The sequence below is a fragment of the Achromobacter sp. 2789STDY5608621 genome, assembly GCF_001299375.1.
Lineage (GTDB): Bacteria > Pseudomonadota > Gammaproteobacteria > Burkholderiales > Burkholderiaceae_B > Achromobacter > Achromobacter insuavis.
The window spans coordinates 22,402-45,180 of sequence record NZ_CYTU01000026.1 but is presented as its reverse complement, the minus strand read 5'-3'; the positions used below and the strand labels follow the sequence as shown (position 1 = coordinate 45,180).

The window sequence follows — 22,779 nt, the reverse complement described above, 5'->3', positions numbered from 1 at the left end:
CTTGCATGGCAAAGTTTTTTATCGATAGACCGGTCTTCGCATGGGTGATCGCGATCGTGCTGATGATGGCCGGCGCGTTGTCCATCCTGAAGCTGCCGGTTTCGCAGTATCCGAATATCGCGCCGCCGGCCATCGGCATCGCGGTGACCTACCCGGGCGCCTCGGCGCAGACGGTGCAGGACACCGTGGTGCAGGTGATCGAACAGCAGATGAACGGCCTTGACGGCCTGGAGTACATTTCCTCGGAAAGCAACTCCGACGGCAGCATGTCCATCACGCTGACGTTCCGCCAGGGCACCAACCCCGACACCGCCCAGGTGCAGGTGCAGAACAAGCTGTCGCTGGCGCAGCCGCTCTTGCCGCAGGAAGTGCAGCAGCAGGGCATCCGCGTCACCAAGGCCACCAAGAACTTCCTGATCGTGGCGGGCTTCGTGTCCACCGACGGCACGATGACCAAGGACGACCTGGCCGACTACGTCGCCTCGTACGTCCAGGATCCCATCAGCCGCACCCAGGGCGTGGGCGACTTCCAGCTGTTCGGCTCGCAGTACGCCATGCGCATCTGGCTGGATCCGGCCAAGCTGGTGAACTACGGCCTGACCACGGTCGACGTGGTCAACGCCATCAAGGAACAGAACGTCCAGGTCTCGTCCGGCCAGTTGGGCGGCCTGCCCGCGGTGCGTGGCCAGCAGCTGAACGCCACCATCATCGGCCCCTCGCGCCTGGAGCGTCCGGAAGACTTCGGCCGCATCCTGCTCAAGGTCAACACCGACGGCTCGCAAGTGCGCCTGGCCAACGTCGCCCGCATCGAGCTGGGCGGCCAGACCTACGCCATCGACAGCTACTACAACGGCAAGCCCGCCTCGGGCCTGGCGATCAAGCTGGCCCCGGGCGCCAACGCGCTCGACACGGCGCAGGCGGTGCGTGACACCATCAACAACCTGAAGCCGTATTTCCCGCCCGGCATGGACGTCGTCTATCCGTACGACACCACGCCGTTCGTCAGCTTGTCGATCGAGGAAGTGTTCAAGACGCTGGTGGAAGCCATCATCCTGGTGTTCCTGGTGATGTACCTGTTCCTGCAGAACTTCCGCGCCACGCTGATCCCGACGCTGGCGGTGCCGGTGGTGCTGCTGGGCACCTTCGGCGTGCTGGCGGCGTTCGGCTATTCCATCAACACCCTGACCATGTTCGGCATGGTGCTGGCCATCGGCCTGCTGGTGGACGACGCCATCGTGGTGGTGGAAAACGTCGAGCGGGTGATGGCCGAGGAGGGCCTGACGCCCAAGCAGGCCACGCGCAAGTCCATGACCCAGATCACCGGCGCGCTGATCGGCATCGCCATGGTGCTGGCCGCGGTGTTCATCCCGATGGCCTTCTTCGGCGGCTCGACCGGCGTGATCTATCGCCAGTTCTCCATCACCATCGTGTCCTCGATGGTGCTGTCGGTGATCGTCGCCATCGTCTTCACGCCGGCGCTGTGCGCCACGCTGCTCAAGCCGATTCCCAAGGGCCACCATGGCACCAAGCGCGGCTTCTTCGGCTGGTTCAACCGCGCCTTCGACCGCAGCAGCCACGGCTATGCCAATACCGTGGCGCGCGGCCTGGGCCGCACCAAGCGCCTGATGGTGGTGTACCTGGCCATCGTCATCGCCATGGGCTGGATGTTCACCCGCATCCCGACCGCGTTCCTGCCGGGCGAAGACCAGGGCATCCTGTTCGCCCAGATCCAGACGCCCGCCGGCGCCACCGCCGAACGCACCAAGGCCGTCATCGACGAGGCCACCAACTACCTGCTGACCGAAGAGAAGGATGCGGTCACCTCGGTGTTCGCGGTCAACGGCTTCAACTTCGGCGGCCGCGGCCAGAACGCCTCGATCCTGTTCATCAAGCTGCGCGACTGGGAAGACCGCGGCGCCGCCAATCTCAAGGCGGCCGCCGTGGCGGCGCGCGCCAACGCCCATTTCAGGAAGACCGAGCGCGACGCCCAGCTGTTCGTGGTGCCGCCGCCCTCGGTGATGGAACTGGGCAACGTCGACGGTTTCGACTTCCAGCTGATGGACCGCGCCGGCGTGGGTCATGAAAAACTGCTGGCCGCGCGCAACCAGCTGCTGGGCGAGGCGGCGCAGAGCAAGATCCTGCAGGGCGTGCGCCCCAACGGCATCGAGGACGCGCCGCAGTACCAGCTCGACATCGACCGCGAAAAGGCGCGGGCGCTGGGCGTGTCCGTCTCGGACATCAACAGCACGCTGTCCACCGCCTGGGGTTCGTCGTACGTCAACGACTTCATCGACCGCGGCCGCGTCAAGAAGGTGTTCGCGCAGGGCGAGGCCTCGGCGCGCATGCTGCCCGACGACCTGGACAAATGGTACGTGCGCAACAGCAATGGCGACATGGTGCCGTTCTCGGCGTTCGCCAAGGCCACCTGGAGCTTCGGCCCGCAGAAGCTGAACCGCTACAACGGCGTGCCGTCCTACAACATCCAGGGCCAGGCGGCGCCGGGCTACAGCTCGGGCGCGGCCATGAACGAAATGGAACGCATCGCCAGCAAGCTGCCGGTGGGCGTGGGTTTCGAATGGACCGGCATGTCGTACGAAGAACGCCTGTCGGGCGCCCAGGCGCCGGCGCTGTACGCGATCTCGCTGATCGTGGTGTTCCTGTGCCTGGCGGCGCTGTATGAAAGCTGGACGATTCCGTCCGCGGTCATGCTGGTGGTGCCCCTGGGCATCATCGGGGCGCTGGGGGCGACGCTGCTGCGCGGCCTGTCCAACGACGTGTACTTCCAGGTGGGCCTGCTCACCACCATCGGGTTGGCGGCCAAGAACGCCATCCTGATCGTGGAGTTCGCCAAGGAGCACTACGAGGCCGGGGCGAGCCTGACGGAATCGGCGATCCACGCCGCCCGCCAGCGCCTGCGCCCGATCCTGATGACGTCGCTGGCGTTCATCCTGGGCGTGGTGCCGCTCGCGATCTCCTCGGGCGCCGGTTCGGGCAGCCAGAACGCCATCGGCACGGGCGTGATCGGCGGCATGCTGACCGCGACCTTCCTGGCCATCTTCTTCGTCCCCGCGTTCTTCGTGATCATGCTGCGCCTGTTCAAGGTGGAACGCATGAGCGCGCGACGCGACCCGCACGACCCCAGCGCCAACGACGCGCAGGACGTGTCCGTCGAAGGAAAACCGCAATGAAGCTGCAGATGAGAACCCTGGTTTCCCTTTCCCTGGCGGCGGCCCTGGCGGGCTGCTCGCTGGCCCCGACCTACGAACGGCCCGACGCGCCGGTCTCGTCGGCCTATCCGACCGGCCCGGCCTACAAGGCCGACGCCGCCGGCGCCGTGGCCACGGCCGACATCGGCTGGCGCGACTTCTTCGCCGATCCGCTGCTCCAGCAGCTGATCGAGCAGTCGCTGGCCAACAACCGCGACCTGCGCGTGGCGGCCTTGAACGTCGAGGCGGCGCGGGCGCAGTACCGCATCCAGCGCGCCGACCTGATGCCCAGCGTCGGCATCGCCGGCAAGGAAACGGCCCAGCGCACGCCGGCCGACCTGTCGCCCAGCGGCCAGGCCACCACCAGCCACAACTACCAGGTCGGCGCCGCGCTGTCCTCGTGGGAGCTGGATCTGTTCGGCCGCATCCGCAGCCTCAGCGACAAGGCGCTCGAATCGTACCTGGCGCTGGACGAGACCCGCACGGCGACGCAGCTGACGCTGATCGCCGAGGTGGCCAACGCCTACCTGACGCTGCGCGCCGACCAGGAACTGCTGAACCTGACCCGCGGCACCTTCAAGAGCCAGGAAGATTCCTACAAGCTCACCCAGCAGAGCTATGACCAGGGCCTGTCCACCGCGCTGGACCTGAGCCAGGCCGAAGTGTCGCTGCGCACCGCGCAGGCCAACCTGTCGCAATACACGCGCCAGGCGGCCCAGGATCGCAATGCGCTGGTGCTGCTGGTGGGTCAGCCGCTGTCGCCGGAACTCTCGGCGTCGCTGGACAGCGCCGTCAAGCTCGACGACGGCATGCTGCCGACCGCGCTGCCGGCCGGCCTGCCGTCCGAACTGCTGGCGCGCCGCCCGGACATCCGCGCGGCCGAGCACCAGCTCAAGGGCGCCAACGCCAATATCGGCGCGGCCCGCGCGGCGTTCTTCCCGACCATCAGCCTGACGGGCAACGCCGGCACCGCCAGCGCCAGCCTGGGCGGACTGTTCAACGCCGGCTCCGGCGCCTGGAGCTTCGTGCCGCAGATCACGGTGCCGATCTTCGCCGGCGGCTCGCTGCTGGCGGGCCTGGACCTGGCCAAGGTGCAGAAGAACATTCAGGTCGCGCAGTACGAGAAGACCATCCAGACCGGTTTTCGCGAAGTGGCCGACGCCCTTGCCGGGCGCGGCACGCTGGACGAGCAGATCCAGGCCCAGCAACTGCTGGTGGCCGCCAACCAGCGCGCCTATGACCTGTCCGAGCAGCGCTTCCGCCAGGGCATCGACGACTACCTGACGGTGCTGGATTCGCAGCGTTCGCTCTACAACGCCCAGCAGACGCTGGTCAACACGCGCCTGTCGCGCCTGTCCAACCTGGTGACCTTGTACAAGGTGCTGGGCGGCGGCTGGACCGAGCGCACCGTCACGGCCGCGCAGCCGGCGCCGGACGCGGCGCCCGCGGGCGCCGGCCAGCCGGGCTGAGCGTCATCGCGGCATGAAAAAAGCGGGCCGATCGAAAGATCGGCCCGCTTTGCTTGATGCGTGCGCCGCGGCGTCAGGCGCGCTTCTTGGCGATCAGGCCGACCACGAACAGCACGATGATCGCGCCGACGATCGATCCGATCCAGCCGGCCGGTTCGCCCGGGGCGTACCAGCCCAACTTCTGGCCGAGGAAGCCGGCCACGACCGCGCCCACGATGCCCAGTATGGTGGATCATGATGATCCCCATGTTCTGGTCTCCGGGCATGATCGCGCGGGCGAGCAGCCCGACGATGAAGCCAACGATGATCATGATGATGATGCTCATGCGCGTACTCCTTGCGAGGGTAAAGGGGCGATGTGCCCCGATATTACTCATGCACGCGGCGGCGGCGCTGTAACAACTGGTGTGTGGGGCAAGGGCGCAACATGCTGCGCCGCATCGTCGATGCAGCAATGTTGCAGGCGGCCTCACGAGGTCAGGTCGATCAGCTGGCGCAGGTCCTTGGTCATCGCCTCGATGCTGTCGGTGTCCGAGGCCAGCAGGCGGGCGCGGCCCTGGTTGTCGAAAATATACACGCCGCGGCTGTGGGTCACTTCGTACTGGTCGGGGTCGTCGCCGGGACGGGGCTTCTCGATCTGGTAGGCGACGCGGTAGCGGCGCGCCAGGTCGGCCACCTGCTTTTCGTTGCCGGTGACGCCGATGGCGTTGCTGTTGAAGGCGTTGACGTAGGCCTGCAGGATATCCGGCGTGTCACGGTGCGGGTCGACGCTGACGAACAGGATGCGCACGTCGCGCGCCTTGTCGCCCAGGTTCTGCAGCACCGCCGTCAACTGCGCCATGGTGGTCGGGCAGATGTCGGGGCAACTGGCGTAGCCGAAGAACAGCAGCACCGTCTTGCCCTTGAGGTCATCGCTGCTGACCGTCTTGCCGCCGGCGCCCGGCAGCGAGAACTTCAGGTCGGGCAGGTGGCCCTTGACGTTGTAGAGCGTCCAATCGACATTGCGGTCGCCGCAGGCGGCAAGCAGCATGCACAAGGCCAACAGCAGACCGCGCCAGGCGCGGCCGGTAATCAGGTGTCGCATGGGTTCCATCGCCGGTTGAGGGATAAACCCGTCGATTCTACCCGCAGGCGACGGGGCGGCCGCCGGGTCGCCCAGCACCGGGCTTGTCCTGGCGCAAGGCAGGGCGGGGCGCAGTTGTGAAGCTTTGTCGGAATATTGTTGGGGATCTGGCAAATCGGCCCACGCGGCCGTCGCGGATCGGTACATTCAGGGCCTTGTCAGTGACCGGCGAGGTGCCCTCCATGAATGCCACGGCCAATCCCGCGCTGGGCTATCCCTATTTTCCGTATTACCCGGTGGTGCTCGACATCCTGCGCAGCCGGCTGGCCGACAGCGTGCTGGACGCGCCCTGTGACCGCGGCTGGCTGGGCGACATGGCGCGCCCGGCGACCGGACGCCTGGTCGAGGTGGACGGTATCGGTCCGGCCACGCTGCCGGCGCCGGCCAACGGCTACCGGCGCCTGACCGTGCACGATCTGGAAACGCCGTTGCCCGCCACCGTGGCGTACGACGCGGTGGTCTGTAGCGAAGCCATCCACCGCGCGATCAACCCCGGCCTGCTGGTGCGCGGCTTTCGCGACGTCCTGCGGCCGGGCGGCACGCTGGTGTTGACCGCGCCCAATGCCTGGCATGTGCGCGGCCGGCTGCAGGCGCTGCTGCGAGGCTTTCACGCGGATCCGTGGACCGGCGCGGGCCGCGCCGACGCCGGCGCGCGCGCCGCGGTGCTGCCCTGGGGCTTCGCGCAGTTGCACCTGCTGCTGGCGCGCCACGGCTTTGGCGACATCACCCTGCACCACGTCGCGGAAGCCGGGCGGCGCGGCTGGCTGGAGCGCATGCTGGGCTGGCCGGCGCGGCGCTATTGCCAGACCCGCGTCAAGCACGCGCAGGACGAGGACAGCCGCCACTTCTGGCGCCAGGCCGGATCGGACCCATCGGTGCACGGGCGCTGGCTGGTGGTGTCGGCGCGGCGGCCGGCCTAGGGCGCGTCGAGATTCAATGGCGCCTTGAACTGGCCGGCCATCGGTCGCCAGGCGCGGCGCGGTGGCGGCGGCCTGTTGCCGCCGCCACCGCATGAAAAACGGCCCGCGCGAGGCGGGCCGTCGTGTCTTGCGGGCGCGGCGCGGTCAGGCGGCGCTCATGCCGCTGTGGCGCAGCAGGGCGTCGATGCGCGGGGCGCGGCCGCGGAAGGCCGCGAACGACTCGGCCGCGGGGCGCGAGCCGCCGACGGCCAGCACTTCGCGGCGGAAACGCGCGCCGGTGGCCGGATCGAGCGTGCCCAGGGCGTTGCCAGCCTGCTTTGCCGCGGCTTCCTCGAACGCCTCGTAGGCGTCGGCGGACAGCACCTCGGCCCACTTGTAGCTGTAGTAGCCGGCGCCGTAGCCGCCCGCGAACAGGTGCGAGAAAGCATGCGGCAGGCGGTGCCAGGCGGGCGGGAACAGCACCGCGACCTCGGCGCGCACTTCCTGTAGCAGAGCCAGCACTTCGGCGATGCTGGCGCCCTTGGCGCGGTCGTGCATCAGCATGTCGAACAGCGCGAACTCGATCTGGCGCACGGTCTGCATGCCGCTCTGGTAGTTGCGGGCCGCGACCAGGCGGTCGTAGAGCGCGCGCGGCAGCGGCTCGCCGCTGTCGACGTGGGCCGACAGCTTCTGCACCACGGCCCATTCCCAGCAGAAGTTCTCCATGAACTGCGAGGGCAGTTCGATGGCGTCCCATTCGACGCTGGCGAAGGCGGCGGCGCCGGGCTCGTCCACTTCCGACAGCAGCGCGTGCAGGGCGTGGCCGGTTTCGTGGAACAGGGTGATGACGTCATCGTGCGTCAGCACCGCGGCGCGGTCGCCGTTGGGGCGCGAGAAATTGCAGGTCAGGTAGGCGATCGGCGTCTGCACGTGGCCGGCAACCACGCGGCGGGTTCGCTCGCTGTCGACCCAGGCGCCGCTCTGCTTGCCGGCGCGGGCGTACAGGTCCAGGTAGAGGTAGCCGATCAGGTCGCCCTGGGGGCTTTCGACGCGCACGCCGCGCACGTCGGCATGCCACGACGACACCGGCGTTTCGGCCAGGCGCACGTCGAACAGGGTCTCGATGACCTCGAACAGGCCGGCCAGCACGCGCGGCTCGGTGAAGTACTGCTTCACCTCGTCTTCGGAGTAGGCGTAGCGCGACTCGCGCAGGCGCTCGGAGGCATAGGCCACGTCCCAAGGCTGCAGCTCGGCCAGGCCGAGCTCGGCGGCGGCGTAGGCCTTCAGCTCGGCCAGGTCGCGCTGGGCGTAGGGCTTGGCGCGGGCGGCCAGGTCGCGCAGGAAGGTGGTGACCTCCTTGGCGTCGCGCGCCATGCGCGTCTGCAGGCGCAGCGCGGCGAAGGTGCCCAGGCCCAGCAGGGTGGATTCCTCGGCGCGCAGCGACAGCAGTTCCTCGATCAGGGGCGAATTGTCGAACTGGGCATCGCCCTGTTCGGACGCCACCGTGCCGTAGCCGCGGTACAGCGCCTCGCGCAGCGAGCGGTCCTGTGCGTACTGCATGACGGGCAGGTAGCAGGGCATCTTCAGCGTCAGCTTCCAGCCCGGCTGGCCGTCTTCCTCGGCGGCGGCGCGCGCGGCCGCCTGCACGTCGGCGGGGATGCCGGCCAGGCGGGCCTCGTCCTCGATCCGCAGCGACCAGGCGTCGATGGCGTCCAGCACGTTCTCGGAGAATTTCTGCGAGGCCTGCGCCTCGCGGTCGGAGATGACGGCGTAGCGTTCACGGTCGGCGCCGCGCAGTTCGACGCCGCTCAGGCGGAAGTCGCGCAGGGCCATCTCGACGATGCGGCGGCGCACCGGCGACCACGACGCGAAATCGGGCGCGGCGGCCAGGCGCTGGTACTGCTGGTAAAGGCCTTCGTGCAGGCCGACCCAGGTCGAGAACTCGGTCACCAGGGGCAGGGCGGCGTTGTAGGCCTCGCGCAGCTCGGGGGTGTTGACCACGGCGTTCAGGTGGCCGGCTACCGACCATGCGCGCCACAGCCGTTCGGAGGCGGTATCCAGCGGCTCGACCACGGCTTCCCAGGTGGGCGCCAGCGCCGGATCGGCGGCATGGTCGACGGCCTGGCGGGCGATGCCCAGCAGTTCCTCGATGGCGGGCACCACGTGCGCGGGCTTGACCGCCTGGTAGTCGACCAGTTCTGAGACGGGGGCGAGCAGGGGATTCTGGGTCATGGTGTTACCAATTGCGTGAGAGGGGCGGGCGGCGCGGGATCGAGGCGATACGGCCGGCGGGCATGGGAATCAGGTTGGGGCGATCGGGCCAAAAGCAAGGGCGCGGCCCCCGAAACGACTGTGGGTTTGCCCCACCGGCCCTCCGGGAGGGCGCGGGACAAACCCACAGGGGTGCCACGGCGGGGCGCGGGACCGGTCTTCAGGCGGCGGCCCGTTCCGCCGCTTCGACGGTGTTGACCAGCAGCATGGCGATGGTCATGGGGCCGACACCGCCCGGCACGGGGGTGATGGCGCCGGCCACCTGGCTGGCGGAGGCGAAATCGACGTCGCCGCACAGCTTGCCGTCAGCGCCGCGGTTGATGCCCACGTCGATGACGACGGCGCCGGGCTTGATCATCGAGCCGTCGATCATGCCGGGCTTGCCGGTGGCCACCACCAGCACGTCGGCGCGGCGGGTCTGGGCCGCCAGGTCGCGGGTCTTGGAGTTGCAGATCGTGATGGTGGCGCCGGCGGCCAGCAGCAGCATGGCCATGGGCTTGCCGACGATGTTGCTGGCGCCGACGATCACGGCCTCGGCGCCGCGCAGGGCCACGCCTTCCGATTCCAGCATCTTCATCACGCCGTAGGGCGTGCAGGGGCGGAACAGCGGCTGGCCGGTCATCAGCAGGCCGGCGTTGCTGACGTGGAAGCCGTCCACGTCCTTCTCGGCGGCGATGGCTTCGATGACCTTGTGCGCGTCCATGTGCTTGGGCAGCGGCAGCTGCACCAGGATGCCGTGGATGGACGGATCGCGGTTCAGCTTGTCGATGCGGGCCAGCAGTTCGGCCTCGGTCATGTCGGCGGGGTACTGCTCCTTGATGGAATGCAGCCCGGCCTTCTCGCACGCCGCGACCTTGTTGCGCACGTACACCTGGGAGGCGGGGTCTTCGCCCACCAGCACCACGGCCAGGCCGGGGCGGGTGCCCTTGGCGGCCAGGGCGGCGACGCGTTGGGCGACTTCTTCGCGAATGCGCTGCGACAGGGCGGCGCCGTCGATGATCCTAGCGGTCATGCGTGTGCCTCGGGTTTGGCCAGGGCCACTTTCATCAGGTCGGCAACGGTGGTCACTTCAAGTTTTTCCATGATGTTGGCGCGGTGCGCCTCGACGGTCTTGATGCTGATGCCGAGGTCGTCGGCGATCTGCTTGTTCAAGCGGCCGGCGACGATGCGCTCCAGCACCTGCTGCTCGCGCGCGGTCAGGCGCGCCAGCATGGCTTCGTGGTCTTTCTGGGCCTGGTGCTTGCTCACGCGCTGCGTGGCCTGCTCCAGCATGCGCGCCACGATTTCGCGCAGATCGGATTCGTTGAACGGCTTCTCGAGGAAGTCGACGGCGCCCTTCTTCATGGTCGACACGGCCATCGGCACGTCGCCGTGGCCGGTGATGAAGACGATGGGCAGCGGGGCGTTGCGGGCGATCAGCTGTTCCTGCAGTTCCAGGCCGCTCATGCCGGGCATGCGCACGTCGGCGATCAGCACGCCGATCTGGCTGGCGTCGTAGTCTTCCAGGAACGACTCGCCGCTGGCGTAGGCGCGGACGCGGTAGCCGTTGGCTTCAAGCAGCCAGCGCAGCGAATCGCGGACCGCTTCGTCGTCATCAACAATGAATACCGTGCTCGACAGGTGGGGCGTGTTCATGCGTGCAACTCCTCGGACTGATCATTCTGAGCCTGCGTCTGAGACGCAGCGCAGGGCAGGGTAAAGCGGAAAATAGTACCGCCGGCGGGGTTCGGGTCCGCCCAGAGGCGGCCGTGGTGCGATTCGATAATGGTACGGCAGATATTCAGTCCCATGCCCAGGCCCTGGGTCTTGGTGCTGAAGAAGGGTTCGAACAGGCGCTCCGGCTCGGCCAGGCCATGGCCGCGGTCGACCACCGCGACCTCGATGTGCTGCTCGTGCAGGATCACGGCCACCTTGAGCTCGTCGGACTCGCTCTTTTCCATGGCTTCCAGGCCGTTCTTGAGCAGGTTCAGCAGCACCTGTTCGATCAGGATCGGGTCGGCCAGCACGTCCGGGGCGTTCGATGGCACGAAGCTGTCGATGCGGATGCGGCGCTTGCGGGCGTCGATCTCGGCGAAGCCGATGGCGTTGTCGACGATGCGGCCGATCGCCACGCGCTGGCGGCGCGGCTCGCTGCGCTTCACGAATTCGCGGATGCGGCTGATGATCTTGCCGGCGCGCTCGGCCTGCGAGGCGGCCTTTTCCAGTGCCGGCAGCAGCATGTTGGGGCTGGTGTGGCCGGCCTTGACCAGCGCCACCGCGCCCATGCTGTAGTTGGCGATGGCGGTCAGCGGCTGGTTCAGTTCGTGCGCCAGCGACGAGGCCATCTCGCCCATGGTGGTCAGGCGGCTGGTGAGCTGGATCTTTTCCTGCTGCACGCGCGAGGCTTCTTCGTGGCCGCGGCGCTCGGTGATGTCGCGCGCCACCTGCATGCGCACGCGGCGGCCGTCGGTCCAGGCCAGCATGCGGTGGTGCACTTCGAACCAGCGCTGCACCGAGGGCGCGAAGACTTCCACGGATTCATCCGTGAAGCGGCCGCGGCGGCCGGCCAGCAGCTCGTCGTGGCCGCCGGTCTGGGCGCCGAACACGCGGCGGTAGGTGCGGTTGGCGAACAGCAGCTCCAGGCCGTCGTGGGTGTCGGCGGTGACCGAGATGGCGTCGTCCAGGCCTTCCAGCACCGTCATGAAGCGCTCGTGCGCGGCGGTCAGGGCCTCGCGGATGCGCTTGGGCTCGGTGATGTCGGTCATCGACGTCATCCAGCCGATCTGGTTGCCGTTGGGGTCGAGCAGCGGCGACACGTACATGCGCGCCGTGAAGCGCGAGCCGTCGCGGCGCTGGGCCTCGACTTCCAGGCCGCTGCTGGGCGTCTTGCCGGACATCAGCACGTCCAGGGTGTGCTGGTGCTGTTCGTGGCGGCCAGGCACCCAGTAGGGGAAGGGCGGGCTGCGGCCGATCAGGTCGGCCTCGTTCCAGCCGATCATGCGGCAGAAGGCCGGATTGACGTAGGCGATGCGGCCTTCCATATCCAGCACGCGCATGCCGGTGGACATGGAGTTCTCCATGGCGCGGCGGAAACCGGTCTCGGCGATCAGGGCGGCCTCGGCGGCGGAACGGAAGCGCGTATAGCGCCACAGCATCAGCAGGCTGATGACGATCACGCACGACAGCGCCAGCACCACCCAGATCAGGCGCTGCTGCCGCATTTCCTGGTCGATGGTCACGAACATGACGCTGTCGTCATGGATGCGCTGCAACCAGAAGAACACCCCCATCACACAGATATAGAGGATCAGCACCATCGCGGGCGTGACCCAGTACACCCCGCGTCGGCGCGTGCGGGCGTGGTCGTGGAACGGCGTGGGTATATTGGACTTGGGCGCGCTGGACATGGAATTCGGGCCGGATAGACCGGGCATTTTAGTGCGTGTCGGCGGGGAATTGCCGGGAATCAAGCCCGTCGGAAGGGGGATGGGCTAAAAAAGTGCCTTCCGTTCTTTTCAGCTTGCGTTCATATTTTCGCATTATGAAATGCCGTACCGCAACATGAAATTTTCCTTGCGACCGGTTAATCTTCTTTCTTAGAATGCCGGCTGATAGGGAAACCGCTCCCGAGTAGCTGGTCTCTAGCACAACACCCCGACCCATGCATGGCATGGTAGCCCGGATGATCCCGACTACCATGGCATGTCCGCGAGTAGATAAATAAGCGGGTGTGGTCACGAACGAACCCCAACAGGAGACACACGATGTCCTCTTTCGCCCAGGCTGGCGCCGTGCAGGCTGCCAACGACGAAGACACCCTAGAAACCCAGGAGTGGCTCGAAGCCCTGGCGGCAGTCCTTGATCGCGAAGGACCGCAGCGCGCGCACTACCTGCTGGAACGCCTGATCGACGAAGCCCGTCGTTCCGGCGCCCACATCCCGTTCTCGCCCAACACCGCTTACGTCAACACGATTCCGCCCGGCCTGGAGCCGGCGCATCCGGGCAACCTGGAACTGGAATCGCGCATCCGCTCGTACGTGCGCTGGAACGCCATGGCCATGGTGGTCAAGGCCAACAAGCACAACCCGCCGGACGGCGGCGACCTGGGCGGCCACATCGCCTCCTTCGCCTCGCTGGCCACCATGATCGGCTGCGGCCAGAACCACTTCTGGCACGCCGAGAACGAAAACCACGGCGGCGACCTGGTCTACTTCCAGGGCCACACCTCGCCCGGCATGTACGGCCGCGCCTACCTCGAAGGCCGCCTGACCGAAGAACAGCTGAACCACTTCCGCCAGGAAGTGGACGGCAAGGGCCTGTCCTCGTACCCGCATCCGAAGCTGATGCCGGACTTCTGGCAGTTCCCCACGGTGTCGATGGGCCTGGGCCCGCTGATGGCCATCTACCAGGCCCGCTTCCTCAAGTACCTGCACGCTCGCGGCATCGCCGACACCAGCAAGCGCAAGGTCTGGGTGTTCTGCGGCGACGGCGAAATGGACGAACCCGAGTCGCTCGGCGCCATCGCCCTGGCCGCCCGTGAAAAGCTCGACAACCTGATCTTCGTCATCAACTGCAACCTGCAGCGCCTGGACGGTCCGGTGCGCGGCAACGGCAAGATCATCCAGGAACTGGAAGGCGACTTCCGCGGTTCGGGCTGGAACGTGATCAAGCTGATCTGGGGCGGCTACTGGGATCCGCTGCTGGCGCACGACAAGGAAGGCATCCTGCGCAAGATCATGGAAGACACCGTCGACGGCGAGTACCAGGCGTACAAGGCCAACGACGGCAAGTTCGTGCGCGAGCACTTCTTCGGCAAGCACCCCAAGCTGCTGGAAGCCGTGTCGCGCATGAGCGACGAGGACATCTGGCGCCTGAACCGTGGCGGCCACGATCCGCACAAGGTGTTCGCCGCCTTCGACTCGGCCTCCAAGCATGAAGGCCAGCCGACCGTGATCCTGGCCAAGACCATCAAGGGCTACGGCATGGGCCACGTGGGCCAGGCCAAGAACCCGACCCACCAGCAGAAGAAGCTGGAGCTGGATTCGATCCGCGAATTCCGCGATCGCTTCGGCATCCCCATCCCGGACGACCAGCTGGCCGACCTGCCATACTTCAAGCCGGCGGAAGACTCGCCCGAAATGAAGTACCTGCACGAGCGCCGCGCCGCGCTGGGCGGCTACCTGCCGCGCCGCCGCGCCAAGGCCGACGAGCAACTGCAGGCCCCCGCGCTGGACGCCTTCAAGGCCGTGCTGGAGCCCACCGCCGAAGGCCGTGAGATCTCCACCACCCAGGCCTTCGTGCGCATCCTGAACCAGGTGCTGCGCGACAAGCAGCTGGGCCCGCGCGTGGTGCCGATCCTGGCCGACGAATCGCGCACGTTCGGCATGGAAGGCCTGTTCCGCCAGATCGGCATCTACGCGCCGGAAGGCCAGAAGTACACCCCGGTCGACAAGGACCAGGTCATGTACTACAAGGAAGCGGCCGACGGCCAGCTCCTGCAGGAAGGCATCAACGAAGCGGGCGCGATGAGCTCGTGGATCGCGGCGGCCACGTCGTACTCCTCGAACAACCGCATCATGATCCCGTTCTTCATCTACTACTCGATGTTCGGGTTCCAGCGCATCGGCGACCTGGCCTGGGCCGCCGGCGACATGCAGGCGCGCGGCTTCCTCCTGGGCGGCACCGCCGGGCGCACCACGCTCAACGGCGAAGGCCTGCAGCACGAAGACGGCCACAGCCACATCCTGGCCTCGACCATCCCCAACTGCGTCTCGTACGACCCGACCTTCGGCCACGAACTGGCCGTGATCATCCAGCATGGCCTCAAGCGCATGGTGGAAGACCAGGAAAACGTCTACTACTACCTGACGGTGATGAACGAAAACTACCCGCAGCCTGGCCTGACCGCCGGCGACGAGGAAGGCATCATCAAGGGCATGTACAAGCTCAAGTCGCACGGCAAGGGCAAGAACCGCGTGCAACTGATGGGCTCGGGCACGATCCTGCGCGAAGTCATGGCCGCCCAGGAACTGCTGGAAGCCGACTGGGGCGTGGCCTCGGATCTGTGGAGCGTCACCAGCTTCACCGAACTGCGCCGCAACGGCCTGGACGCCGAGCGTCACAACATGCTGCACCCCGACGAGAAGAAGCCGCAGGTGGCCTACGTCACGGAACAGCTGGCCAAGACGGAAGGCCCGATCATCGCGTCGACCGACTACATGAAGCTGTTTGCGGACCAGATCCGTCCGTTCGTGCCCAAGGGCCGCGAATACAAGGTGCTGGGCACCGACGGTTTCGGCCGTTCGGATTTCCGCGCCAAGCTGCGTGAGCACTTCGAAGTGGACCGCCACTTCGTCGTGGTCGCCGCGCTGCGCGCGCTGGCCGACGAAGGCAAGGTGCCGGTTGCCAAGGTGGCCGAGGCCATCAAGAAGTACGGCATCAACCCGAACAAAGCCAACCCGCAATACGCCTGAGGGTAAAGAGACATGAGCAACGTCGTGCAAATCAAGGTTCCCGACATCGGCGACTTCAAGGAAGTGGAAGTCATTGAAGTGCTGGTGGCGGTGGGCGACACGATCAAGGCCGAGCAGAGCCTGATTACCGTCGAGTCCGACAAGGCTTCGATGGAAATTCCCGCCTCGCAGGGCGGGGTGGTGAAGTCGATCGCGGTCAAGGTCGGCGACAAGGTCGCCGAAGGCGCCGTGGTGCTCGAGGTGGAAGCGGCCGACGCCGCCGCCGCTCCGGCCGCCAAGGAAGAACCCAAGGCCGAAGCCCCCAGGCAGGCTGCCGCCGCCGCGCCCGCCGCCAAGGCCGAGGCCGCCGCGCCGGCCGCCAGCAGCGGTCCGGTCGAGATCGAAGTGCCGGACATCGGCGACTTCAAGGAAGTGGAAGTCATCGAAGTCATGGTCGCCGTCGGCGACACCATCAAGGCCGAGCAGAGCCTGATCACCGTCGAGTCCGACAAGGCCTCGATGGAGATCCCGGCCTCGCAGGGCGGCGTGGTCAAGGAAGTGAAGGTCAAGGTTGGCGACAAGGTCGCCAAGGGTTCGATCGTGGTTGTGGTGGAAGGCAGCGCGCCCGCCGCCGCGCCGGCCGCCAAGGCCGAAGCCGCGCCGGCCAAGGAGCAGGCGCCGGCCGCCAAGGCCGAGGCGCCGGCTGCCGCCGCGCCCGCCGCCGCGTCGCGTCCGGCCCCGGCCGCCGCGCTGGAAGACGCCAACCTCAAGCCCGGCCAGCTGCCGCACGCTTCGCCGTCGGTGCGCAAGTTCGCCCGCGAACTGGGCGTGAACCTGAGCAAGGTCAAGGGCTCGGGTCCGAAGGACCGCATCACCGCCGATGACGTGCGCGGTTTCGTCAAGCAGGCGCTGGCCGCCGGCCCCGTGGCCGCCGCCGCGGGCGGCTCGGCCGATGGCGCCGCGCTGGGCCTGTTGCCGTGGCCCAAGGTCGACTTCACCAAGTTCGGCCCGGTCGAAGCCAAGCCGCTGTCGCGCATCAAGAAGATCTCCGGCGCGAACCTGCACCGCAACTGGGTCATGATCCCGCACGTCACCAACAACGACGAAGCGGACATCACCGACCTGGAAGCGCTGCGCGTCACGCTGAACAAGGAAAACGAGAAGTCGGGCATCAAGGTCACGATGCTGGCCTTCCTGATCAAGGCCGTGGTCGCGGCCCTGAAGAAGTTCCCCGAGTTCAACGCCTCGCTGGACGGCGACAACCTGGTGCTCAAGCAGTACTACCACATCGGCTTCGCCGCCGACACGCCCAACGGGCTGGTGGTGCCGGTGATCCGCGATGCCGACAAGAAGGGCATCCTGCAGATCGCCCAGGAAATGACCGACCTGTCCAAGAAGGCGCGCGACGGCAAGATCTCGCCGGCCGACATGCAGGGCGGCTGCTTCTCGATCTCGTCGCTGGGCGGCATCGGCGGCACCTCGTTCACGCCCATCATCAATGCGCCCGAAGTGGCCATCCTGGGCGTGTCGCGTTCGTCGCACAAGCCGGTCTGGGACGGCAAGCAGTTCGTGCCGCGCCTGATCGTGCCGCTGTCGCTGTCCTATGACCACCGTGTCATCGACGGCGCCGCCGCTGCCCGCTTCAACGCCTATCTGGGCGCCTTGCTGGCCGACTTCCGCCGCATCGCGCTGTAAACGGGGAGCCCTATGAGCAATACCGTTCAAATCAAAGTGCCGGACATCGGTGACTTCAAGGAAGTCGAAGTCATCGAGGTGCTGGTCGCCGTGGGCGACACGATCAAGGCCGAGCAGAGCCTGATTACCGTCGAGTCCGACAAGGCCTCGATGGAAATTCCCGCCTCGCAGGGCGGGGTGGTGAAGTCGATCGCGGTCAAGGTCGGCGACAAGGTCGCCGAAGGCGCCGTGGTGCTCGAGGTGGAAGCGGCCGACGCCGCCGCCGCCCCGGCCGCCAAGGCAGCGCCCAAGGCCGACGCGCCGAAGGCCGAGGCTCCCAAGGCCGCTGCCGCCCCGGCCCCCGCCGCCGCGACCTTCAAGGGTTCGGCCGACGCCGAATACGACATGCTGGTGCTGGGCGCGGGCCCCGGCGGCTATTCGGCCGCCTTCCGCGCCGCCGACCTCGGCCTGTCCGTGGTGCTGGTCGAACGCTACGCCACGCTGGGCGGCGTCTGCCTGAACGTGGGCTGCATCCCGTCCAAGGCGCTGCTGCACAACGCCGCCATCATCGACGAGGCGCGCGAGCTGGCCGCCCACGGCATCAGCTTCGGCGAGCCCAAGATCGACCTGGACAAGCTGCGCGGCTACAAGGACAGCGTGGTCGCCAAGCTGACCGGCGGCCTGGCCGGCATGGCCCGCGCGCGCAAGGTCACGGTGGTGACGGGCGTGGGCGAATTCGCCGATGCCAACCACCTGGCGGTCAAGGGCGCCGACGGCAAGTCGCAGACCCTGCGCTTCAAGCAGGCCATCATCGCCGCCGGCAGCCAGTCGGTGAAGTTGCCGTTCCTGCCGCAGGACGAGCGCATCGTCGATTCCACCGGCGCCTTGCTGCTGCGTGAAATCCCCAAGAAGATGCTGATCATCGGCGGCGGCATCATCGGCCTGGAAATGGGCACGGTGTACTCCACGCTGGGCGCGCGCCTGGACGTGGTGGAAATGCTGGACGGCCTGATGCAGGGCGCCGACCGCGACCTGGTCAAGGTCTGGCAGAAGAAGAACGCCGGCCGCTTCGACAACATCATGCTCAAGACCAAGACGGTCGGCGCGGAAGCCAGGAAAGACGGCATCTACGTCACCTTCGAGGGCGAGGGCGCGCCGAAGGAACCGCAGCGCTACGACCTGGTGCTCCAGGCCGTGGGCCGCAGCCCCAACGGCAAGAAGATCGGCGCCGACAAGGCGGGCGTGGCCGTGACCGACCGCGGCTTCATCGAGGTCGATCGCCAGATGCGCACCAACGTGCCGCACATCTTCGCCATCGGCGACATCGTCGGCCAGCCGATGCTGGCGCACAAGGCGGTGCATGAAGGCCACGTGGCGGCCGAAGCCGCCGCCGGCCAGAAGTCGTTCTTCGACGCCCGCGTGATCCCGTCGGTGGCCTACACCGATCCGGAAGTGGCGTGGGTCGGCCTGACCGAGGACGAAGCCAAGAAGCAGGGCATCAAGGTCGAGAAGGGCGTGTTCCCGTGGGCCGCTTCCGGTCGCGCCATCGCCAACGGCCGCGACGAAGGCTTCACCAAGCTGCTGTTCGACGCCGAGTCGCACCGCATCCTGGGCGGCGGCATCGTCGGCACTCATGCCGGCGACCTGATCAGCGAAGTGGCGCTGGCCGTGGAAATGGGCGCGGACGTCATCGACATCGCCAAGACCATCCACCCGCACCCGACGCTGGGTGAATCGGTGGGCATGGCGGCCGAAGTGGCCGAAGGCGTGTGCACCGACCTGCCGCCGATGAAGAAGAAGTAAATCGCCCTGGCCGGCCGGATCTTCGCATCCGGACGCAGGCGCCGCAGCCCGAAGCGCCTCCCGGCCTTCGGGCTGTTTTTCATTGGAACGATTTCCTGGATGATCCATCCGGCCGCGCCCGGCTGATCCCGGCCCGCTGCCTGCCTAGAATCGAATCTCCATCGACACATGCGGGAGATTTTCCATGGCAGACCATTCCATCAAGGGCAAAGTCGCACTGATCGCCGGCGGCGCCAAGAACCTGGGCGGCCTGATCGCCCGCGACCTGGCGAAGCAGGGCGCCAAGGCGGTCGCCATCCACTACAACAGCGCGGCCTCCAAGGCCGACGCCGACGCCACGGTGGCCGCGATCCAGGCCGCCGGCGCCAAGGGCGTGGCATTCCAGGCCGACCTGACCACGGCCGGCGCCATCGAGAAACTGTTCGCCGACGCGGTGGCGGCGGTGGGGCGGCCCGACATCGCCATCAACACCGTCGGCAAGGTACTGAAGAAGCCGCTGACCGAGATCAGCGAAGCCGAGTACGACGAAATGAGCGCGGTCAACGCCAAGACGGCGTTCTTCTTTCTCAAGGAGGCCGGCCGCCACGTCAACGACAACGGCAAGGTCTGCACCCTGGTGACCTCGCTGCTGGGCGCGTTCACGCCGTTCTACGCCGCCTATGCCGGCTCCAAGGCGCCGGTCGAGCACTACACTCGGGCCGCCGCCAAGGAGTTCGGCGCGCGCGGCATCTCGGTGACGGCGGTGGGGCCGGGCCCGATGGACACGCCGTTCTTCTATCCGGCCGAAGGCGCCGATGCCGTCGCGTATCACAAGACCGCCGCCGCGCTGTCGCCGTTCTCCAGGACCGGCCTGACCGACATCGAGGACGTGGTGCCGTTCATCCGCCACCTGGTCAGCGATGGCTGGTGGATCACCGGGCAGACCATCCTGATCAACGGCGGCTACACCACCAAGTGAACGTCGCGCCCCGCCATGCCGCCGTCATCGCGGCGTGCGGGGCGGCGCTCCCTGGCGTCCGCCTTGCCTGTCGGACCGGCTATGCTGTCACGGGCGGCGCCGTGCCGCCGGCGGTGGCGCAAACCGGGAAAGCATGGATAGATTCGAACAGTATCGCGTCTTCGCGCAGGTGGCGGAGATGGGCAGCTTCATCAAGGCCGCCAACGCGCTGGAGCTGCCGCGCGCCTCCGTCTCGGCCGCCGTCCAGCAGCTCGAGGCCCAGCTGGGCGCGCGGCTGCTGCACCGGACCACGCGCCAGGTGCGCCTGACGGCCGATGGCGCCCAGTTGCTGGAACGGGTGCGGCCCCTGCTGGCCGAGGTCGAAGACATTGACCACCTGTTCCAGCAGAGCCAGCGCCAGGTGTCCGGACGGCTCAACGTCGACGTGCCCAGCCGCATTGCGCGCCGCCTGGTGGCGCCCGCCTTGCCGGGCCTGTTGCGGCGCCATCCCCGGCTGCAACTGGCGTTGGGTTCGAGCGACCGCGCCATCGATCTGATCCAGGAAGGCGTCGATTGCGCGGTGCGCATCGGCGCGCTGCATGACAGCAGCCTCGTGTCGCGGCCATTGGGCAGCATCGCCCTGATCAACTGCGCCAGCCCCGCCTACCTGCGCGAGCGGGGCGTGCCGCGGGCGCCGGACGCGCTGCCGGCGGAGCACTGGATGGTGGGCTACGCCTCGCCGACCACGGGCCGCGAACTGCCCTGGGAGGTGGCGGACGGCGACGGCGGCCGCCAGGCCATCACGGTGCCCAGCCGGGTGGTGGTCAACAATGCCGAAAGCTACATCGCCTGCTGCCTGGCGGGCCTGGGGCTGATCCAGATTCCGCGCTTCGACGTGCGGGACCTGCTGGATGCCGGCGAACTGGTGGAAGTCATGCCGGCGCATCGCGCCGCGCCCATGCCCGTGACGCTGCTCTATCCGCACCGGCGGCAGCGTTCGCGCCGGCTGGCGATCTTTCTGGAATGGTTCGAGGAATTGATGCGCGGGCACCTGGAGGCCTGACGGCCTCGGGCGAAGACGGGAAAAAGCGGAAGGAAGAGGGCGCGGCCGCGCGCGCCGGGGCGGTTACGCCTGGGTATTGATGCGGGTGCCGATCTTGCCGTCGATGGCGACCACCGGCAGCGATTGCATCAGCGTGGCGACGGTGTTGGCCTGGGCGTTGATGGCTTTCTTGGTGACGCGGGCCTGGACTTCCTGCATCAGCTGCGCGTCGCGCATGGCCAGGCCGGTGTTCACGGTGTTGCTGATGGAAAGATCCATGGCGGATGTCCTGTGGAAGACTGTCCGGGCCGAAGCCCGAGGTTCAGCGATTATCGCAAAGTTTGCGGCATCGCGGCAGAATTTTCCGGCGTCGGCGTCGGCGTCAGCGTCGGCGTCAAGGCTGCGGCGGCGTCAAGGCTGCGGCGGGCATTCCTTGACCGCGCCCCAGCCCCGGTTGGGGCCGCAATATTGCTTGCGCGCGGCCCAGGCGCAATCGGGGCGGTCGAAAAAGCCCAGGGAGGCGCAACGCGCCAGCTCGGTTTTCAGACTGTCGAGCCAGGCGAGCGGATTCTCGGCGGGAATCTCGGTGATCCGCAGCGTCGGCTTGGGCGCGCCGGGCGCGCCGGGCGCGGCTGCCGGCGCGGGGTCGCGGGCCGCGGCCGGCATGGCATTGCCGCCAGCGGCGCTGGCGGGGCGCGCGGCCGGACTGTCGGCGGGGGCCGCCGGCGCGGTCGTTTCCGGGGCGTCCTCCTGGGGCGCGCTGTGCGGCGCCTGTTCCGGGGAGGGCGGCGGTTCGGTGTCCTTGAGGGGCGTGGCGGCGCCGTCGCCGCTGTTCCGGTCGGTCGGGGCGGCGGGGCTCGCCGGCTCCTGGCCGGCGCCCTGCGGGGCGTCCAGCGGCACCCGCACCGGCCCGGCGGCGTTCACCCCGGTGCGCGCGGCGTTGGGCGTGCTCCAGGACACCACCAGCAACACCAGCGCGCCGTAGATCGCCAGCGTATAGAGGACGGTCAGGGTGGCGTAGCCCACGCGCTTGCCGGTGATCGGGGTGGCGTCCTCGCGGCCGATCAGGCTGCGCCAGCCCACCAGGGCGGCGCCGGGCGCGCTGATCAGCGCCCAGCCCAGCCGCTTGAACAGGCCGGGCCGCGGGATCGAGGCCTGCACTTGCGCCGCCAGCAGTTCGCGCAGGGCGCGGTTCTCGTCGCGCAAGCGCTGGGTGTGCGCATCCACCGGCGCCTGGTCGTCTGGATCCGTGGTGCCGTCATGCCGCGTAGCGAGTGGATCGGGAGGCGTGGTGGTCATGTTACGAAAAATATAGATACAAAAGCGTACGAACGCAATTATGACCGCCTGCCTGGCCGGGCAAAAAAGGAATAAGCCGGCAAAAAGCCGGCTTCCAACCAATCATGTCGTGGGGGGCGCTCAGTCGCCGGTCTCTTCGCGCCAGCCGAGTACCGCCATGGGGTTGCCGCCCTGTATCGAGAAAGCGGCGATTTCTCCGCGCACGATGCTGCCGGCGGCAATGACGCAGCCTTCGCGCAGGATGGCGCCGTCCAGCAGCACGCAGTTGGCGCCGATCCAGACGTCGTCCTCGATGACGATGCCGCCCTTGCTGGGGCGGAACCCCTGTTGCCGGATCGGCAGGTCGCGGCGGCGGAACTCGTGGTTGGCGGGGGCGAAGGTGCAATTGGCCGCGACCGCCACGCGCGCGCCCATCCGGATGCCGTTGCCGGTATAGAGCACGCAGCCGGAATTGATGACACAGTCCGGGCCGATGATGACGTCCCCGGCGCCGCCGGCGGGCTTGATCTTGACGAAGGAATCCACCACGGCGCCGGGGCCGATCACGATCCGCGTGCCGCGGGTGGAATCCTCGATGTCGGCCAGCGGCGATACGCGGGCGCTCGGATCGATCTCGATCATGATG

Annotated in this window: 16 protein-coding genes and 1 pseudogene; 8 read left to right on the top strand and 9 right to left on the bottom strand. The window is 67.8% G+C overall.

Features of this window, described 5'->3' with window-relative positions:
- Window positions 1-5 precede the first annotated feature (5 nt).
- Both AOZ53_RS21625 and adeC read left to right on the top strand, forming a co-directional pair.
- Entirely contained in the window at window positions 6-3,188 is a 3,183-nt protein-coding gene (locus tag AOZ53_RS21625; protein ID WP_054478982.1) for an efflux RND transporter permease subunit, read from the top strand.
- A complete protein-coding gene (gene adeC, locus AOZ53_RS21620) occupies window positions 3,185-4,675 on the top strand; it encodes an AdeC/AdeK/OprM family multidrug efflux complex outer membrane factor (RefSeq protein WP_054489264.1) in 1,491 nt (496 codons plus the stop codon). Before AOZ53_RS21625 ends, adeC begins: the two co-directional genes overlap by 4 nt.
- 73 nt (window positions 4,676-4,748) lie before the next feature.
- Here adeC and AOZ53_RS21615 read toward each other — a convergent pair.
- Together AOZ53_RS21615 and AOZ53_RS21610 are read right to left on the bottom strand one after the other, a co-directional pair.
- Window positions 4,749-5,001: pseudogene (locus tag AOZ53_RS21615) on the bottom strand (GlsB/YeaQ/YmgE family stress response membrane protein).
- Between the two features lie 143 nt (window positions 5,002-5,144).
- The gene (locus AOZ53_RS21610) at window positions 5,145-5,759 is read right to left on the bottom strand and encodes an SCO family protein (protein ID WP_054432000.1); all 615 of its coding nucleotides are present in this window, start codon (window positions 5,757-5,759) and stop codon (window positions 5,145-5,147) included.
- A 221-nt stretch (window positions 5,760-5,980) separates the two neighbouring features.
- Between AOZ53_RS21610 and AOZ53_RS21605 the strand changes: the two genes are divergently transcribed.
- Window positions 5,981-6,718 carry a class I SAM-dependent methyltransferase gene (locus AOZ53_RS21605; protein ID WP_197286506.1) on the top strand — a complete coding sequence of 246 codons (738 nt, stop codon included), beginning with the start codon at window positions 5,981-5,983 and terminating at the stop codon, window positions 6,716-6,718.
- A gap of 144 nt (window positions 6,719-6,862) precedes the next feature.
- Here AOZ53_RS21605 and AOZ53_RS21600 read toward each other — a convergent pair whose 3' ends face one another.
- The 4 genes from AOZ53_RS21600 to AOZ53_RS21585 all read right to left on the bottom strand — a co-directional run bounded on the left by AOZ53_RS21600 (window position 6,863) and on the right by AOZ53_RS21585 (window position 12,354).
- A complete protein-coding gene (locus AOZ53_RS21600; protein ID WP_054489262.1) occupies window positions 6,863-8,929 on the bottom strand; it encodes a M3 family metallopeptidase in 2,067 nt (688 codons plus the stop codon).
- 199 nt (window positions 8,930-9,128) lie between these two features.
- On the bottom strand, window positions 9,129-9,980 hold the full coding sequence (folD, locus tag AOZ53_RS21595) for a bifunctional methylenetetrahydrofolate dehydrogenase/methenyltetrahydrofolate cyclohydrolase FolD (protein WP_054489260.1): 852 nt from the start codon (window positions 9,978-9,980) through the stop codon (window positions 9,129-9,131).
- On the bottom strand, window positions 9,977-10,603 hold the full coding sequence (locus AOZ53_RS21590; RefSeq protein WP_006219003.1) for a response regulator transcription factor: 627 nt from the start codon (window positions 10,601-10,603) through the stop codon (window positions 9,977-9,979). The genes folD and AOZ53_RS21590 overlap by 4 nt, the downstream gene beginning before the upstream one ends.
- The gene (locus AOZ53_RS21585) at window positions 10,600-12,354 is read right to left on the bottom strand and encodes a PAS domain-containing sensor histidine kinase (RefSeq protein WP_025138923.1); all 1,755 of its coding nucleotides are present in this window, start codon (window positions 12,352-12,354) and stop codon (window positions 10,600-10,602) included. The genes AOZ53_RS21590 and AOZ53_RS21585 overlap by 4 nt, the downstream gene beginning before the upstream one ends.
- Window positions 12,355-12,711: 357 nt before the next feature.
- Between AOZ53_RS21585 and aceE the strand changes: the two genes are divergently transcribed.
- The 5 genes from aceE (at window position 12,712) to AOZ53_RS21560 (ending at window position 20,876) form a co-directional block, all read left to right on the top strand.
- Window positions 12,712-15,420, top strand: coding sequence for a pyruvate dehydrogenase (acetyl-transferring), homodimeric type (gene aceE, locus AOZ53_RS21580; RefSeq protein ID WP_054489258.1), 2,709 nt, complete (start codon window positions 12,712-12,714; stop codon window positions 15,418-15,420).
- A gap of 12 nt (window positions 15,421-15,432) precedes the next feature.
- Window positions 15,433-17,094: a dihydrolipoyllysine-residue acetyltransferase gene (aceF, locus tag AOZ53_RS21575; RefSeq protein WP_054489256.1), complete on the top strand. Its 1,662-nt coding sequence runs from the start codon at window positions 15,433-15,435 to the stop codon at window positions 17,092-17,094.
- Between the two features lie 12 nt (window positions 17,095-17,106).
- On the top strand, window positions 17,107-18,876 hold the full coding sequence (gene lpdA / locus AOZ53_RS21570) for a dihydrolipoyl dehydrogenase (protein WP_054489254.1): 1,770 nt from the start codon (window positions 17,107-17,109) through the stop codon (window positions 18,874-18,876).
- A gap of 184 nt (window positions 18,877-19,060) precedes the next feature.
- Window positions 19,061-19,834: an SDR family oxidoreductase gene (locus tag AOZ53_RS21565; protein WP_054431995.1), complete on the top strand. Its 774-nt coding sequence runs from the start codon at window positions 19,061-19,063 to the stop codon at window positions 19,832-19,834.
- Window positions 19,835-19,967: 133 nt separating this feature from the next.
- Entirely contained in the window at window positions 19,968-20,876 is a 909-nt protein-coding gene (locus tag AOZ53_RS21560; protein WP_054489252.1) for a LysR family transcriptional regulator, read from the top strand.
- Window positions 20,877-20,939: 63 nt separating this feature from the next.
- Here AOZ53_RS21560 and AOZ53_RS21555 read toward each other — a convergent pair whose 3' ends face one another.
- The 3 genes from AOZ53_RS21555 to AOZ53_RS21545 all read right to left on the bottom strand — a co-directional run bounded on the left by AOZ53_RS21555 (window position 20,940) and on the right by AOZ53_RS21545 (window position 22,775).
- Window positions 20,940-21,134: a putative motility protein gene (locus tag AOZ53_RS21555; RefSeq protein WP_054489250.1), complete on the bottom strand. Its 195-nt coding sequence runs from the start codon at window positions 21,132-21,134 to the stop codon at window positions 20,940-20,942.
- Between the two features lie 132 nt (window positions 21,135-21,266).
- Window positions 21,267-22,154, bottom strand: coding sequence for a hypothetical protein (locus AOZ53_RS21550; protein ID WP_054489248.1), 888 nt, complete (start codon window positions 22,152-22,154; stop codon window positions 21,267-21,269).
- Between the two features lie 120 nt (window positions 22,155-22,274).
- Window positions 22,275-22,775 carry an acyltransferase gene (locus AOZ53_RS21545; RefSeq protein ID WP_054431991.1) on the bottom strand — a complete coding sequence of 167 codons (501 nt, stop codon included), beginning with the start codon at window positions 22,773-22,775 and terminating at the stop codon, window positions 22,275-22,277.
- Window positions 22,776-22,779: the final 4 nt, after the last annotated feature.